General features: G+C 52.0%; 14 protein-coding genes. 9 read left to right on the forward strand and 5 right to left on the reverse strand.

Annotated elements, in window-relative coordinates:
* Nucleotides 1-158: 158 nt before the first annotated feature.
* Complete coding sequence (gene tolC, locus ETV65_RS18335; RefSeq protein WP_269154566.1) at nucleotides 159-1,655, reverse strand: outer membrane channel protein TolC; 1,497 nt, start codon at nucleotides 1,653-1,655, stop codon at nucleotides 159-161.
* A 224-nt stretch (nucleotides 1,656-1,879) separates the two neighbouring features.
* Here tolC and nudF point away from each other — a divergent pair, with 224 nt between their 5' ends.
* The 6 genes from nudF (at nucleotide 1,880) to ETV65_RS18365 (ending at nucleotide 7,121) form a co-directional block, all read left to right on the forward strand.
* Nucleotides 1,880-2,512 (forward strand): ADP-ribose diphosphatase, encoded by a 633-nt coding sequence (nudF, locus tag ETV65_RS18340; protein WP_129954510.1) that lies wholly within the window; start codon nucleotides 1,880-1,882, stop codon nucleotides 2,510-2,512.
* Nucleotides 2,512-2,937, forward strand: coding sequence for a DUF1249 family protein (locus ETV65_RS18345; RefSeq protein ID WP_015695861.1), 426 nt, complete (start codon nucleotides 2,512-2,514; stop codon nucleotides 2,935-2,937). The genes nudF and ETV65_RS18345 overlap by 1 nt, the downstream gene beginning before the upstream one ends.
* Before the next feature lie 27 nt (nucleotides 2,938-2,964).
* Nucleotides 2,965-3,795, forward strand: a complete 831-nt coding sequence (gene cpdA, locus ETV65_RS18350) for a 3',5'-cyclic-AMP phosphodiesterase (protein WP_129954512.1) — start codon at nucleotides 2,965-2,967, stop codon at nucleotides 3,793-3,795.
* Complete coding sequence (gene yqiA / locus ETV65_RS18355; protein ID WP_129954514.1) at nucleotides 3,792-4,373, forward strand: esterase YqiA; 582 nt, start codon at nucleotides 3,792-3,794, stop codon at nucleotides 4,371-4,373. The genes cpdA and yqiA overlap by 4 nt, the downstream gene beginning before the upstream one ends.
* Nucleotides 4,374-4,488: 115 nt before the next feature.
* Nucleotides 4,489-6,384, forward strand: coding sequence for a DNA topoisomerase IV subunit B (gene parE / locus ETV65_RS18360; protein ID WP_129954516.1), 1,896 nt, complete (start codon nucleotides 4,489-4,491; stop codon nucleotides 6,382-6,384).
* 125 nt (nucleotides 6,385-6,509) lie between these two features.
* Nucleotides 6,510-7,121, forward strand: a complete 612-nt coding sequence (locus ETV65_RS18365; protein ID WP_129954518.1) for a hypothetical protein — start codon at nucleotides 6,510-6,512, stop codon at nucleotides 7,119-7,121.
* An 84-nt stretch (nucleotides 7,122-7,205) separates the two neighbouring features.
* Here ETV65_RS18365 and ETV65_RS18370 read toward each other — a convergent pair whose 3' ends face one another.
* Complete coding sequence (locus tag ETV65_RS18370) at nucleotides 7,206-7,511, reverse strand: putative quinol monooxygenase (protein ID WP_129954520.1); 306 nt, start codon at nucleotides 7,509-7,511, stop codon at nucleotides 7,206-7,208.
* 30 nt (nucleotides 7,512-7,541) lie between these two features.
* Entirely contained in the window at nucleotides 7,542-8,129 is a 588-nt protein-coding gene (locus tag ETV65_RS18375) for an NAD(P)H-dependent oxidoreductase (protein ID WP_129954522.1), read from the reverse strand.
* Nucleotides 8,130-8,459: 330 nt separating this feature from the next.
* Here ETV65_RS18375 and parC point away from each other — a divergent pair, with 330 nt between their 5' ends.
* The 3 genes from parC (at nucleotide 8,460) to ftsP (ending at nucleotide 13,239) form a co-directional block, all read left to right on the forward strand.
* Nucleotides 8,460-10,733, forward strand: coding sequence for a DNA topoisomerase IV subunit A (parC, locus tag ETV65_RS18380; RefSeq protein WP_129954524.1), 2,274 nt, complete (start codon nucleotides 8,460-8,462; stop codon nucleotides 10,731-10,733).
* Between the two features lie 217 nt (nucleotides 10,734-10,950).
* Nucleotides 10,951-11,688, forward strand: a complete 738-nt coding sequence (locus ETV65_RS18385) for a 1-acylglycerol-3-phosphate O-acyltransferase (protein ID WP_129954525.1) — start codon at nucleotides 10,951-10,953, stop codon at nucleotides 11,686-11,688.
* Between the two features lie 135 nt (nucleotides 11,689-11,823).
* Nucleotides 11,824-13,239 carry a cell division protein FtsP gene (ftsP, locus tag ETV65_RS18390; RefSeq protein ID WP_129954527.1) on the forward strand — a complete coding sequence of 472 codons (1,416 nt, stop codon included), beginning with the start codon at nucleotides 11,824-11,826 and terminating at the stop codon, nucleotides 13,237-13,239.
* Between the two features lie 66 nt (nucleotides 13,240-13,305).
* Here the strand turns inward: ftsP and dkgA are convergent, their stop codons facing one another.
* Together dkgA and ETV65_RS18400 are read right to left on the reverse strand one after the other, a co-directional pair.
* A complete protein-coding gene (gene dkgA, locus ETV65_RS18395) occupies nucleotides 13,306-14,130 on the reverse strand; it encodes a 2,5-didehydrogluconate reductase DkgA (RefSeq protein WP_129954529.1) in 825 nt (274 codons plus the stop codon).
* Between the two features lie 126 nt (nucleotides 14,131-14,256).
* Nucleotides 14,257-15,297, reverse strand: coding sequence for an NAD(P)-dependent alcohol dehydrogenase (locus ETV65_RS18400; protein ID WP_129954531.1), 1,041 nt, complete (start codon nucleotides 15,295-15,297; stop codon nucleotides 14,257-14,259).
* Between the last annotated feature and the right edge of the window lie 6 nt (nucleotides 15,298-15,303).

The following is a 15,303-nucleotide window of genomic DNA, read 5'->3' on the forward strand; positions in this document are numbered from 1 at the left end:
TTGCCCTTTCCCAGTAGGGTCTAAGAATAGGGGAAAGCGGGTGATTGTTAAAGCAGCGACAGGCAATTGTTACGAGACTTTACAGAGCGGCGTGACTCAGGCAAAAAAAAGCAGCCTTTTCAGGCTGCCTTGATGGAAATGCGGGGGACTTTTCAGAATCAATTCTGGAAAGGATTGCCACTTTTCTTCGGTGTTGCGGTTGCTGTTGTTGCGCTGGCTTTCTGAGCACGAGGCGCAGCTGCCGGGGTGCTTTTGCCGTAACCGTCTGCCGCAGCATCCTGATCAGGTGTTTCTGGTGCCACCTGATCCGGTGCGGTTGGGATGGGTTTACCCAGGGCACCGTTGAGTGCCAGCAGATCGCTTTCGTTCAGTGTACCCAGTGCTGATTTGATGTTCAGCTGATTAATCAGGTACGTATAACGCGCACTGGAAAGTTGCTGTTTGGCGTTATACAGCGTGGTGGTGGCATCCAGAACATCCACAATAGTACGGGTACCGACCTGATAACCGGCTTCCATCGCATCTAAAGAACTCTGAGCAGAAACAACGGCTTGTTTATACGCGTTGATGCTACTGATCGAGGCAGAGATGTTATTGAAAGAAGAACGAACGGTCTGCACGACGCTGCGGTGCGCGCTTTCAAGCTGCTCGCTGGCCCCGACAAAACTGTACTGTGCCTGTTTCACCTGAGAGGTGACTGAACCGCCACTGTACAATGGCAGGGAGAAGCTCAGCCCAATCTTGTTCTGACCAGCATCGGCGTCCTGATAACTGGAAGAACCACCCGTTTTGTCGCCGTGATATTTGGTATTGCTGATACCGGTTGAGGCAGTCAGATCAACCGTAGGCATATGGCCGGTTTCCGCATAACGAATTTGCTCACGTGCCAGATCCTGTGACAGACGGGCAGACAGCAAGCTCAGGTTACGGCTTTCTGCTTCTTTCAACAGCGTGGCGACCGGTTGCGGGCGCGTGGTGTTGAAGTTATCGACATTCAGCGAAGACAGTTGCGGGTAATACATACCGGTAACCTGACGCAGGGACTCCAGCGCATTATCCAGGTTATTACGCGCAGTCACTTCGTTAGCCAGTACGGTGTCGTATTGTGAACGGGCGTTCTGCACGTCGGTAATCGCAACCAGCCCCACGTTAAAGCGCTGAGTGGTTTGATCTAACTGACGGTAAATAGCCTGTTTCTGTGCTTCGGTATACGAGAGCGAATCGATTGCACTCAATACGTTGAAATAAGCCGTTGCAGTATTGAGGATCAAAGATTGTTGATCCGTCTGGTAAGACACATCCTGAATACCGGCAGTTTTTTCCTGCAGTGTCAGGGCGCGCCATTTTGACATATCAAAGATGGTCTGCGTTAATTGCAGGCTGGCACTGCCAACGTCGCTGTTAACGCCATTCGCATCACGGTACCCATTGGTGTAATTGTAATCCGCACCCAATCCGAGTTGCGGTAATAAAGGACTGCGGCTTTCGTTAATTTTTTCGAATGCAGCATCCCGGTCAGCAGCAGATTTGCGCAGGTCCGGGTTACTTGTCCTGGCTTGCTGATAGACCTGCATCAGGTTTTCGGCCTGGCTTATCGTACTGAAGCCGCCCAGGCTGAGTCCGATGAGAAGGGGGAGCAGTTTCTTCATTTGCATTCCTTGTTGTGCAGCAATGTTGTTATGTATGGTGGCGCAGTCAAATTAACCCATAGACGCGGATTCTAGCAGAGTCAGGCTAGCGGGGCGGTTGGCTTAACGTGCCTTCCCGAGTGAATGAGCCTAAATCTATCACAAACAACCTTGATTATTATTAACGCATTTTCATCAAACTGACCTCAAAGGGCAATAAATTACCTCTGTGAGGGATAAGGAAACATTCCATGTCTTCATTTAAACGGTCACCGGTTACTTTCGGCAAAGATGATGTAGAAATTATTGCACGCGAGACACGATATAAAGGTTTTTTTTCTATTATTGCATATCGGTTTCGCCATCGGCTGTTTAATGGAGAAATGAGCGCAGAAGTCGTCCGTGAAGTTTTTGAGCGCGGCCACGCTGCGGTACTCTTACCTTATGATGCGAAAAGGGATGAAGTGGTGCTGATAGAACAAATCCGCATCCCTGCTTTGGATTCCAGTGATACTCCTTGGCTTCTGGAGATGGTCGCCGGTATCATTGAAGAGGGCGAGACAGTGGAAGATGTTGCCCGCCGCGAAGCACTCGAGGAAGCGAACATTGTGGTGAAACGCTGCAAACCGGCTGTGAATTACCTGGCAAGTCCGGGCGGAACCAGCGAGCGTCTTTCCATTATGGTCGGTGAAGTTGATGCCACGACGGCAGAAGGAATTCACGGTCTGGAAGCAGAAAATGAAGACATCCGGGTACATGTGGTCAGCCGTGAGCAGGCTTACCGGTGGGTGGAAGAAGGAGCGATAGACAATGCGGCGTCAGTGATTGCCCTGCAATGGCTGCAGCTGCACCATGAATCCCTGAAAAAAGAGTGGGCTAACTAATGATTAAGCGCTATACCCCTGACTTCCCTGAAATGATGAGATTGTGTGAAACAAATTTTGCACAATTGCGCCGTTTGATGCCACGCACCGATGAACCTGGTGAAACGGTGACATATCAGGTGAGTAGCGCAACGTATTGCCTGACGATCCTTGAATCAACACGTTATACATCCCTGATAGAAATCAAACAGACTGCGCCGGCCGTGAGTTACTGGAGCCTGCCTTCGCTCACCGTTCGCCTGTATCATGATGCGATGGTGGCCGAAGTGTGTGCGAGTCAGCAGATCTTTCGCTTCAAAGCACGTTATGATTATCCGAATAAAAAGTTGCATCAGCGTGATGAAAAGCATCAAATTAACCAGTTCCTTGCGGATTGGCTGCGTTATTGCCTTGCGCACGGAGCGATGGCAATTCCGGTTTGTTAGACAGACTTCAACAACAAAGGAAACGATTTGGAAAGCCTGTTTACACTGCCTTTGGTGAATGGGGCCAAAGTCAGGATTCTACAGATTACTGATACCCATCTTTTTGCCGGTGAAGATGAAACGTTGTTAGGCGTAAATACGTTTAACAGCTATCGCGCAGTGCTGGACGCCATCAAAGCGCAGCAGCGTGAAGTCGATATTATCGCGGCAACAGGGGACCTGGCACAGGATCAGTCGGTGGAAGCCTACCATCAGTTTGCCCGCGGTATCGGCGAGCTGACCGCGCCCTGCGTCTGGCTGCCGGGCAATCATGATTTCCAGCCTGCGATGGTCAATGCCTTGCAGGATGCGGGGATCAACCCTTCGAAACACGTTCTGCTTGGTGAACATTGGCAAATTATCCTGCTGGATACACAGGTATTCGGTGTGCCGCACGGCGAGCTGAGCGAATATCAGCTGGAATGGATGGAACGCTGTCTGAACGCGTACCCTGATCGTTTTACTTTGTTGATGTTACATCATCATCCGCTGCCTTCAGGCTGCACCTGGCTTGATCAGCACAGCCTGCGCAATGCGCATATGCTGGCGAATACCCTGGTGAATTACCCGAAAGTGAATACGCTGTTGTGCGGACATATTCATCAGGAGCTTGATCTTGACTGGTACGGACGCCGTCTTTATGCGACGCCGTCAACCTGCGTACAGTTTAAACCGCATTGCACCAATTTCACGATTGATACGGTTGCACCGGGCTGGCGTTACCTTGATTTATATCCGGACGGCCGTGTAGAGACTGAAGTCTTCCGTCTGGAAACCAGCGAGTTTCATCCTGACACGGAGTCGGACGGCTACGAATGAACACCTTACTTTACCTGCACGGATTCAACAGTTCTCCGCACTCAGCGAAAGCCACGTCATTAAAAAACTGGCTGGCGGTTAATCATCCCCATATCGATATGATTATCCCGCAATTACCGCCTTATCCGGCTGATGCCGCGGAAGAACTTGAAAGTCTGGTCATTAGCAATGCGGGTAAAAAACTGGGTATTGTTGGCTCCTCGCTGGGGGGGTATTACGCCACGTGGCTGTCGCAATGTTTTGCCGTGCCGGCCGTGGTGGTGAACCCGGCGGTGAAGCCGTATGAGCTGCTGATCGACTTCCTCGGACAAAACGAGAACCCCTACACCGGCCAGCAATATGTGTTAGAGTCACGCCACGTTTATGATCTGAAAGTCATGCAGGTCGAACCGCTGGAGTCACCGGATTTACTCTGGTTGCTGCAGCAAACGGGCGATGAAATTCTCGATTACCGTCAGGCTGTGGCGTACTACACCACCTGTCGCCAGACGGTCGAACCCGAAGGAAATCATGCATTTGTCGGCTTTGAACGTTATTTTTCGCCGATTGTAGATTTCCTGGAACTGGCCGCAGACTAACATCGTCAGGGTGACTTTTACCCCGGATTTATAGCCTCTGCTTGCTGCCAGTGCTTCCACCCGCCCACATACTGTATCGTTAGCCCACAAACCTATGAGCCACGAATAATCAACGATGAGCCAATCAACTTATAACGCGGATTCCATAGAGGTCCTCAGCGGACTCGAACCGGTGCGCCGCCGTCCGGGCATGTACACCGATACGACCCGGCCAAATCATCTCGGTCAGGAAGTGATTGATAACAGCGTGGATGAAGCATTAGCAGGCCACGCCAAACGCATTGAAGTCATCCTTCACGAAGATCAGTCTCTCGAAGTCATTGATGACGGTCGCGGCATGCCGGTGGATATCCACGCCGAAGAAGGTGTTCCGGCGGTCGAACTGATCTTCTGCCGTCTGCACGCGGGCGGTAAATTCTCCAACAAAAATTACCAGTTTTCCGGCGGCCTGCATGGCGTAGGGATTTCAGTGGTTAACGCCTTATCCAAACGCGTCGAAGTGGCGGTAAAACGCGGCGGCGAAGTGTATGAGATGGCATTTGAAAATGGCGATAAAGTGCAGGACCTGCACGTTACCGGCACCTGCGGTAAGCGCAACACCGGTACCAGCGTTCATTTCTGGCCTGATGGCAGTTTCTTCGACAGTCCGCGTTTTTCGGTCAGCCGCCTCAGCCACTTGCTGAAAGCCAAAGCCGTACTGTGTCCTGGCGTAGAAATCCTGTTTAAAGACAAAGTGAATAACACCGAACAACGCTGGTGTTATGAAGACGGTCTGACCGATTACCTGATGGAAGCAGTCAATGGCCTGATTACGCTGCCAGAAAAAGCCTTTGTCGGGAATTTTGCCGGTGATACCGAAGCGGTTGACTGGGCACTGTTGTGGCTGCCGGAAGGCGGCGAATTGCTGACCGAAAGCTACGTCAACCTGATCCCGACCATGCAGGGCGGTACGCATGTTAACGGTCTGCGTCAGGGGCTGCTTGAGGCCATGCGCGAGTTCTGCGAATTTCGCAATATTCTGCCGCGCGGCGTGAAGCTGTCTGCGGAAGATATCTGGGAACGCTGCGCCTATGTGCTGTCAGTAAAAATGCAGGATCCGCAGTTCGCCGGTCAGACCAAAGAACGCCTGTCCTCGCGTCAGTGTGCGGCCTTTGTTTCCGGCGTGGTGAAAGATGCCTTCAGTCTGTGGCTGAACCAGAACGTTCAGGCCGCAGAACAACTGGCGGAACTGTGCATTTCCAGTGCCCAGCGTCGTTTGCGTGCAGCGAAAAAAGTGGTGCGTAAGAAACTGACCAGCGGCCCTGCGCTGCCGGGCAAACTGGCTGACTGTACATCACAGGATCTGAACATGACCGAACTGTTCCTGGTGGAAGGGGATTCAGCGGGCGGTTCTGCCAAACAGGCGCGCGATCGGGAATATCAGGCGATCATGCCGCTCAAAGGTAAGATCCTCAATACCTGGGAGGTCTCTTCCGATGAGGTCCTGGCCTCGCAGGAAGTGCACGATATTTCTGTGGCAATCGGTATTGATCCGGACAGCGAAGATCTGAGCCAGCTGCGTTACGGCAAAATCTGTATCCTGGCGGATGCGGACTCCGACGGTCTACACATTGCCACCTTGCTGTGCGCGCTGTTTGTCCGTCACTTCCGATCCCTGGTGCGTGGCGGCCATGTTTATGTGGCAATGCCGCCGTTATACCGTATCGATCTGGGTAAAGAAGTGTTCTATGCGCTGGACGAGCAGGAAAAAGAAGGCGTGCTGGAGCAACTGAAACGTAAGAAAGGTAAGCCGAACGTACAGCGGTTTAAAGGTCTGGGTGAAATGAACCCGCTGCAACTGCGTGAAACCACGCTCGATCCGAATACCCGTCGTCTGGTGCAACTGACCATCGATGAGGAGGATATCGATCAGACGCTGCGCATGATGGATATGCTGCTGGCGAAGAAACGGTCTGAAGATCGCCGTAACTGGTTACAGGAAAAAGGCGATACCGCCGAACTGGACGTTTAAGCATTCATTGTAAGAAGTCTCTGTAAGCCCGGAGAGGAATGATTCATCTTCCTGCCGGGCGTTTTACCATGTGGTTTTGATTGTTGAGGGCTGAATAGTCCCGTAAGTGAAGCTCAGGAGGAGCAATGCCATTACCTAAAACCGGCGATCTTATTTACGGTCTGCATACAGATTTTGGAAGAAAGCGTTATATGTACTCTGTTAAGGGATTTCAAAACGGGGTAATCACCGCAGATGTTTTTAAAGTCCTCAGGCATGACCAGCCTTGCCGACTTGCGGAACAGGCCTCGCTTGAGCATTTCATTTCATCACACATAAAGTATTGCTCAGCATTAAACGGTGAGCGAAATAATGAAAATTTACGCAGGAAATGCAAGGCCATCGTAGAATGGGCCGTGTCGAAAGGGCGAAATATTCATTTCGTGCTGGATGAATTGGATATTACTGCTGTCGCGAATAAATCATACCGTGGTATTAATCCGGATGAAAATAAACCTGAAAAAAACCGTTCAATTACGGGATCTGAATTACGGCATATTTACCGGAACTGGCAAAAATTTAAAAATAACGTTTATTTCTGGTTTGAGCAGACGCCTGTTTCTCCCCCTTGGGAGCAGGACATTGTCATGGACACCCTGATAAAGAAAAACAGACGGCTACAATTGAGCACTGTCGTTCATCGTAAAGAAGTGTGGGCCGCTTATAATGCAACGGTGGGGCTTAGCCGAAATCGCTAGGTTACGTCGCGCTATAACGTGTCTTATAACGATGCGATGAAAATTGCCGGGTTACATTCCGGCGATTTTCATCAGGCAGTAAACTCAGGCTTTCTCAATAATGTGGATCACCACATCCAGAACGTCTGCTTTAATATTTTCGCGGTGCTTATCCATATGATCAGCCTGCTGATGCGCTTCGAGATGCGCCAGACTTTCCCAGTCTTCCAGCATGAAAATGGAGTCAGGTACTGTTTTACGCCAGGGGATCTGGCCGTTGAAATCAACATAAGGTTCATAACGGTGACAGCCCTTCTCTGCCAGAACGCTCGGCAGCAGGGCGGTGATTTTTTCCATGACCGAATCGCGACGGCCTGGTTTGACTTTGATTTCAGCAATAACAGTGATCATAAAAACCTCTTTCCCGGGTGACCCTCAACCTTAAGCCTGGCCGAAAACATTTTCAAGATGGGCACGGTAGCGCGCAAAATCACCTTCTACATCAGGCTGTTTGATCACATCGTTACACATAAACGTCGGCAATGTATCAAGGCCGATGAACTGGTTGGCTTTGTGCTGTGCCATGTACACGCCGTCAACGCCGACGCCATGGAAAAATTGTTCTTTATCTTCGAACGCCTCTAAAGGTGCGTTCCAGGTTACGGACAACATATAACATTTACCGTGCAGCAGACCGCCTGAACCGTATTTTTTCGAGGCATCGGAGCGTGTACGGCCATCGCTGGCGTACAGTTTGCCATGGCCTTCGGTGAACACTTCATCAATGTATTTTTTCAACGTCCATGGCATGCCCATCCACCAGCCCGGTTGCTGATAAATGATGGCGTCAGCCCACAGATAGCTTTCGATTTCAGTCTGCACGTCATAACCGTCTTCCAGCACGGTCACACGCACTTCATGACCTTTATCGCGCAGAAAAGAGGTCGCGACATCGGTCAGGCTATTGTTCAACGCGCCTTTGGAATGGGCAAAGGTCTTACCGGCATTGATAATCAGGATATTGCTCATGTTTTTCCTTATCGGGAATTCTTCAATTCTGATGGTCAGGCTGTTATCACGTAGTGTACTCAACTCTGCATGACAGAAAAATGTGAGATTACGCACAATACTATTGACTCAAATGCAATAATCGAAGGGACAACGCGGTAATTTAACCATTTTGTGAGGAAATAATTGTTTAAAAATAAGGCAGAAACACAGCAACTGTGACAGTCATACGGCAGATGATGTACTATCGCGGACATCATTGCCTCGCGGCAGCGGACATCGCGCGCCTGCGGATGCAAGCTTCCTTAATTTCCAAAACGATAACGCCACGGGTCTGAGGATTAAACATCAATGAGCGAAATGACTCATGACGGAACAGAGCGTTTAGCCCTGCATACGTTTACTGAGAACGCCTATCTCAACTATTCCATGTACGTCATCATGGACCGCGCGCTGCCGTTTATCGGTGACGGGCTCAAGCCGGTGCAGCGCCGTATCATTTACGCGATGTCAGAGCTGGGCCTGAGTAATAACGCCAAATTCAAAAAATCCGCGCGTACCGTTGGTGACGTGCTGGGTAAATATCATCCGCATGGTGACAGTGCCTGCTACGAAGCCATGGTACTGATGGCGCAGCCGTTTTCTTACCGCTATCCGCTGGTTGACGGCCAGGGGAACTGGGGGGCGCCGGATGATCCGAAGTCCTTCGCCGCGATGCGTTATACCGAATCGCGTCTGTCCAAATATGCCGAAGTGTTGCTGCGTGAATTAGGTCAGGGCACAGTCGATTATGTGCCGAACTTTGACGGCACGATGCAGGAGCCGAAAATGCTGCCTGCGCGTCTGCCGAATATTCTGCTTAACGGAACCACTGGCATTGCAGTCGGGATGGCGACCGATATTCCGCCGCACAATATTCGCGAAGTGGCCGCTGCTGCGGTGGCATTGCTTGAGAAACCGAACAGCTCGCTCGAAGACCTGCTGGAATTCGTGCAGGGGCCTGATTTCCCGACAGAAGCAGAGATCATCACGCCGCGTCATGAAATCCGCAAAATGTACGAATCGGGTAAAGGCTCGGTGCGTATGCGTGCGGTCTGGCACAAAGAAGATGGCAGTGCCGTGATCACTGCGTTACCGCATCAGGTTTCCGGCGCGAAAGTGCTGGAGCAAATCGCCAGCCAGATGCGTGCTAAAAAGCTGCCAATGGTTGAAGATCTGCGTGATGAATCCGATCACGAAAACCCGACCCGTCTGGTGGTCGTGCCGCGCTCCAACCGTATCGATCTGGATCAGGTGATGAATCACCTGTTTGCGACCACCGATCTGGAACGCAGCTACCGCATTAACATGAACATGATCGGTCTTGATCACCGTCCGCAGGTCAAAGGACTGGTTGAGATCCTGAAAGAATGGCTGGATTATCGCCGCGATACCGTTCGTCGTCGTCTGAATTTCCGTCTCGATAAAGTGCTGAAACGTCTGCATATCCTGGAAGGTTTGCTGATCGCGTTTCTCAATATCGATGAGGTGATCCACATCATCCGTACTGAAGATGAGCCGAAACCGGTACTGATGCAGCGTTTTGAACTGTCAGACACGCAGGCTGAAGCTATTCTGGAGTTGAAATTACGCCATTTGGCGAAACTCGAAGAAACCAAAATCCGCGGTGAACAGGATGAACTGGCGAAAGAGCGGGATCAATTGCAGGCATTACTGGCGTCTGAGCGGAAACTGAGCACGCTGATCCGCAAAGAGATACAGGCGGATGCCGAAGCTTTTGGTGATGAGCGCCGCTCACCGATCACTGAGCGCGAAGAAGCGCGGGCGATGAGCGAGCACGATTTTATTCCGTCTGAGCCGGTGACCATTGTGTTGTCAGAATCAGGTTGGGTACGCAGCGCTAAAGGCCATGACATTGATGCTTCCGGCCTGAGTTACAAAGCCGGTGACAGTTTCCGCGCTGCGGCCAAAGGCAAAAGTAATCAGCCCGTGGTGTTTATGGACTCCACCGGTCGCAGTTATGCGCTTGATCCGACCACGCTGCCGTCCGCACGCGGACAGGGTGAACCGCTGACCGGCAAACTGACACCACCGCCGGGCGCAACCATCGAGCATGTACTGATGGCGGCGGACGACCAGAAACTGCTGATGGCATCGGATGCCGGTTATGGTTTCGTTTGTACCTTCAACGATTTAGTGGCTCGTAACCGTGCAGGCAAAGCGATGATCACTTTGCCTGATAACGCCAAAGCCTTCCCGCCAATGGAACTTCATGGCGATGAGGATATGCTGTTGTCGATTACGGCCGCAGGACGGATGTTGCTGTTCCCGGTGGCGGATCTGCCGCAGTTGTCGAAAGGCAAGGGTAACAAAATTGTCTCAATACCGGCTGCACAGGCGGCCAGTGGCGAAGATAAACTGGCATGGTTACTGGTTCTGCCACCGCAAACTTCGGTCACGCTGCATGTCGGTAAACGTAAGCTGGTTCTCCGTCCGGAAGACCTGCAGAAATTCCGTGCTGAACGTGGTCGTAAAGGCACGCTTCTGCCGCGCGGGCTGCAACGTATCGATCGTGTTGAAGTCGATTCCCCTGTACGCGCCAGTGGCGGTGGAAGCGAAGAATAAGTCTGCCACTGACCGGCAAAAATCAGGGCACATTGGTGCCCTGAAATCTTTTGATAGGATTCAGTGGTCTGAGACTGTCGTGCAGTGCAAAAATTTTACATTTGTATTAATAAAACCGTTGTGCGGTGTTGAATGAGGCTTGAGAATAGTTCACCGCACAGGGAGCGAAACTGCACAGGTTTCTTACCGGCTTCGGCTGTAGTTTTAAGAGGATGTTATGTTATTTATTTTGCGTCTGATTATCGTGGTAGTTTACTCGATTCTGGTCTCTGTCTTTGGTTGCATCTACTGTCTTTTCAGCCCGCGTAATCCGAAACATGTGGCGACATTTGGTAAGTTGTTTGGCCGTCTCGCCCCGGTATTAGGCCTGCGTGTTGAAAAACGTATTCCGGCAGATGCCGTGAATAATGGCAACTGTATTTATATTGCCAACCATCAAAACAATTACGATATGGTGACGGCATCATCGGTCGTCATGCCTGGCACCGTCACCGTGGGCAAAAAAAGCCTGGCCTGGATCCCGTTCTTTGGTCAGTTGTACTGGCTTACCGGTAATCTGCTGATTGACCGTGATAACCGCGCTAAAGCGCACGGCACCATTGCGCAGGTCGTGAGTCAGATTAAGAAAAAGAACCTGTCGATCTGGATGTTTCCGGAAGGTACCCGCAGCCGTGGACGCGGTCTGATGCCGTTCAAAACCGGCGCATTCCACGCGGCGATAGCGGCCGGTGTGCCCATAGTGCCGATTTGCGTATCGAACACCAGCAATAAGGTGAAGCTAAACCGCTGGTCTAACGGGCTGGTGATTGTCGAAATTCTGCCACCGATCGACACCAGCGGTTACACCAAAGATCGTTTGCGTGAATTGTCCGAACATTGCCGTCAGATCATGGCGGATAAAATCGCCGAGCTGGATGCTGAAGTTGCGCAGCGCGAAGCCGCCGCAAAAAAATAACACTACCTATAAATCCGCAAAATATTCCGGGCAGTCAACGGATCTGTCATGTGAATTACGATGCGGATTATTCCCGCTGCCATTGATGGCGGCGGCGTTCAATACAGTTTATGTTTTTGTTTTCATGGAGAAGATATGTCACTCAGTCGTCGCTCGTTCCTGCAGGCCTCCGGCGTAGCTCTTGCCGCAGGTGCTCTGCCTTTAAAAGCAGAAGCGAGTGGTTCGCAACCGGCATTACCTGTTCCCCCGCTGCTTGAATCGCGCCGTGGGCAACCGCTGTTTCTGACGTTGCAGGCAGCGCACTGGTCATTCCTTGGCGGCGCAAAGGCACCGGTCTGGGGCATTAATGGAATGTACCTCGGTCCGACAGTTAAAGTGCACAGCGGCGATGACGTTAAACTCATTTACAGCAACCGTCTGGCCGAACCGGTTTCCATGACCGTGAGCGGTTTGCTTGAGCCTGGAACCTTAACCGGTGGCGCAGCGCGTCTGATGCAACCGGGTGTCGACTGGTCACCGGTGTTGCCAATCCGTCAGGCTGCCGCGACCTGCTGGTATCATGCCAATACGCCTGACCGTATGGCGCCGCATGTTTACAACGGTCTGGCGGGCATGTGGATTGTCGAAGATGAAGTCAGTAAGAACCTGCCATTACCGAATCATTACGGTGTAGATGATTTTCCGCTGATTATTCAGGACAAGCGTCTGGATGGTTTCGGCGTACCGCAATATGATACGCCGGCATCAGGCGGATTCTTCGGTGACACCATGCTGGTAAACGGTGTGCAAAGTCCTTACGTCGAGGTTTCGCGGGGTTGGGTGCGTTTGCGCTTGCTGAATGCATCCAATGCCCGTCGTTACGAACTGAGCATGACTGACAACCGTGCGTTTCACGTCGTGGCTTCTGATCTGGGTTTCCTGCCTGCGCCAATGACCGTTAAACGTTTGTCGCTCGGGCCGGGAGAACGCCGCGAAGTGCTGGTGGATATGTCGCAGGGCGAGGATGTCTCGATTACTGCCGGTGAAGCCGCGGGGATGATGGACCGATTACGTGGCCTGTTTGAGCCCTCGAGCATTCTGGTGTCAACTATTGTTCTGACGCTGAAACCCACAGGCCTGTTGCCTCTGGTGACAGATAATCTGCCGATGCGTTTGCTGGCCGATCAGATCCTTTCCGGTAACGTTGTCCGTACCCGGGATTTGCGTCTCGGTGACAGTGAACCGGGGATCAACGGCGCGATGTGGGATATCAACCGTATCGATCTGACCGCGCAGCAGGGGACATGGGAACGCTGGACTGTTCATGCGGATATGCCGCAGACCTTCCATGCAGAAGGTGTGTCTTTCCTGGTGAAAAGCGTCAACGGTGCTGCTCCGCTGGTTGAAGATGCCGGTTTCAAAGACACGGTCTGGGTGGATGGCGATGTCGAACTGCTGGTGTATTTCAACCAGCCTTCGTACGATCATTTTCCGTTTGTTTACCGCAGCGGCGCGCTGGAACTGGCTGACCGCGGCTCAGCGGGAAATATGCTGGTTCAGCCATCGGTGTAACCCTGTTTTGTCTAATAAAAAACCCGCCGTGGCGGGTTTTTAGTTTTAAAGCATGAAAGGAACGATTTACAGCCCTTTTTCCGGATCCGGCCCCAGACGGTGTGCTTTATCCAGTTTGGTCACTTCCGCCAGTTCCTCCTTCTCCAGTTTAAAATCAAACACGTCGAAGTTTTCACGGATACGTTTTGGCGTCACCGATTTCGGAATAACAATCAGCCCGTTATCCAGATGCCAGCGGATGACTATCTGCGCGGGGGTTTTGTCGTATTTTTCCGCCAGTTTCTGGATCAGGGGCTGATCGAATACGCCTTCGCCACCCTGCGCCAGCGGGCTCCAGGACTCAGTAGCGATGGTGTGGGTGGCATTCCAGGCGTGCAACTGGCGCTGTTGCATCAGCGGGTGTAACTCAATCTGATTGACCACAGGGAAAATACCGGTTTCGTCTTTCAGCTTCTGCAAGTGTTGCAGCGGGAAATTACACACGCCGACACTTTTTGCTAACCCTTGTTCTTTCAGTTTCAGCAGGGCTTTCCAGGCATCGACGTAATGACCCTGTGCCGGTTGTGGCCAGTGGATCAGATACAAATCGACATAATCGGTTTTCAGCTTTTTAAGGCTGGTTTCCAGCGCCTGTGGCGCGTTTAGCTGATCGTCATTCCACAGTTTGGTGGTGATAAACAGCTCTTCACGCGGAACAAGGTTAGCGGCAATCGCTTCGCCGACGCCTTCCTCATTTTTGTAAATGGCGGCGGTGTCAATGTGGCGATAGCCGGTTTCAATCGCCGTTTTCACCGCGCTGGTGGCTTCCTGATTACTGGCTTTCCATACGCCAAGTCCTAACTGAGGCATCAGGTTGCCATCGTGAAGTTTGATGATGGGTTGCGTTGCCATGAGTTTCTCCTTTCAGGGCAGAGTGCCGGCCGGAATGCGCGGGCACCGTGTAGGGATTGCCGTTAAGTCTAGTTAACGAAACGGCATCTTGCTGAGCAGGCTAGCTATTTTATGTGAAAAAAATGCCTAAGCATGCATATCCAGTACCACGCGGTAGCGCGCTTTCCCTTCATGCAGATGTTCGATGGCATCATTAATTTTACTCAGCGGGAAGTGCTCAACCTGCGGCGTGATTTCATGACGGGCGCAGAACGCCAGCATGTCGGCGAGACGGGAAGGAGAACCGGTCGGTGAACCGGAGATTTCTGCCTGTTTGCTGATAAGCGCCATGACATGCAGCGGTACAGCTTCCGGCACCACGCCCACAAAATGCAGACGGCCTTTCGGTGCCAGCGCGCCGATAATGGCGTCCCAGTCCAGCGAAGCATTGGCAGTCACCATAATAAAGTCCAGCTGACCGGCGATTTTCTTCAGTTCTTCGCTGTCACGGGTGGCGATAACGCGGTGCGCACCGAGTGACAATGCTTCATCACGTTTGGCCAGTGATGACGTAAACGCGGTGACTTCGCAGCCCCATGCATTCAGGAAGCGCAGCGCCATGTGGCCTAAACCGCCGATACCAATCACGCCGACGCGGTGAGTAGGCAGTACGCCAAATTGCAGCAGCGGGTTGAAGACGGTAATACCTCCACAGAACAACGGACCGGCGCTGGTGATATCCACGCCTTCCGGCAGCGGGATCGCCCACGCCCAGTGGCTGCGGATGCGGTCAGCAAAGCCGCCGTGATGGCCGATGATGGTGGCTTCCACGTCATGACAAAGGTGCTGATCGCCGGACATGCAAGGGTGGCAATGCATACAACTGCCACGGTTCCAGCCCACGCCGACAATCTGGCCGACTTTCAGCCCTTTGTTTTGCGCATGGTTACCTATTTTGACGATTTTGCCGACCACTTCATGGCCCGGTACGAACGGATACTGCGTGATTCCCCAGTCGTTGTTGAGCATCGACAAATCCGAATGGCAAACACCGCAGTAATCAATGGCGACTTCAATTTCTTCATCGCCAATCGGGCCGGCATCGAACGGGAAAGCTTCAAGTGGCTGATTCGGGCCTGCAGCGGCCCAGGCGTTAAAGGTATTCTCAGCAGCGGTAGGTGCAGACATAATATC

The organism is Rahnella sp. RFA10(1/100) (assembly GCF_004195115.1).
Taxonomy (GTDB): domain Bacteria; phylum Pseudomonadota; class Gammaproteobacteria; order Enterobacterales; family Enterobacteriaceae; genus Rahnella; species Rahnella perminowiae.

What these genes read in the sequence shown, in the direction of transcription:
- tolC (WP_269154566.1), bottom strand. Translation starts at nt 1,655, where the DNA reads ATGCAAATGAAGAAACTGCTCCCCCTTCTCATCGGACTCAGCCTGGGC.
- nudF (WP_129954510.1), top strand. Translation starts at nt 1,880, where the DNA reads ATGTCTTCATTTAAACGGTCACCGGTTACTTTCGGCAAAGATGATGTA.
- ETV65_RS18345 (WP_015695861.1), top strand. Translation starts at nt 2,512, where the DNA reads ATGATTAAGCGCTATACCCCTGACTTCCCTGAAATGATGAGATTGTGT.
- yqiA (WP_129954514.1), top strand. Translation starts at nt 3,792, where the DNA reads ATGAACACCTTACTTTACCTGCACGGATTCAACAGTTCTCCGCACTCA.
- parE (WP_129954516.1), top strand. Translation starts at nt 4,489, where the DNA reads ATGAGCCAATCAACTTATAACGCGGATTCCATAGAGGTCCTCAGCGGA.
- ETV65_RS18365 (WP_129954518.1), top strand. Translation starts at nt 6,510, where the DNA reads ATGCCATTACCTAAAACCGGCGATCTTATTTACGGTCTGCATACAGAT.
- ETV65_RS18370 (WP_129954520.1), bottom strand. Translation starts at nt 7,511, where the DNA reads ATGATCACTGTTATTGCTGAAATCAAAGTCAAACCAGGCCGTCGCGAT.
- ETV65_RS18375 (WP_129954522.1), bottom strand. Translation starts at nt 8,129, where the DNA reads ATGAGCAATATCCTGATTATCAATGCCGGTAAGACCTTTGCCCATTCC.
- parC (WP_129954524.1), top strand. Translation starts at nt 8,460, where the DNA reads ATGAGCGAAATGACTCATGACGGAACAGAGCGTTTAGCCCTGCATACG.
- ETV65_RS18385 (WP_129954525.1), top strand. Translation starts at nt 10,951, where the DNA reads ATGTTATTTATTTTGCGTCTGATTATCGTGGTAGTTTACTCGATTCTG.
- ftsP (WP_129954527.1), top strand. Translation starts at nt 11,824, where the DNA reads ATGTCACTCAGTCGTCGCTCGTTCCTGCAGGCCTCCGGCGTAGCTCTT.
- dkgA (WP_129954529.1), bottom strand. Translation starts at nt 14,130, where the DNA reads ATGGCAACGCAACCCATCATCAAACTTCACGATGGCAACCTGATGCCT.
- ETV65_RS18400 (WP_129954531.1), bottom strand. Translation starts at nt 15,297, where the DNA reads ATGTCTGCACCTACCGCTGCTGAGAATACCTTTAACGCCTGGGCCGCT.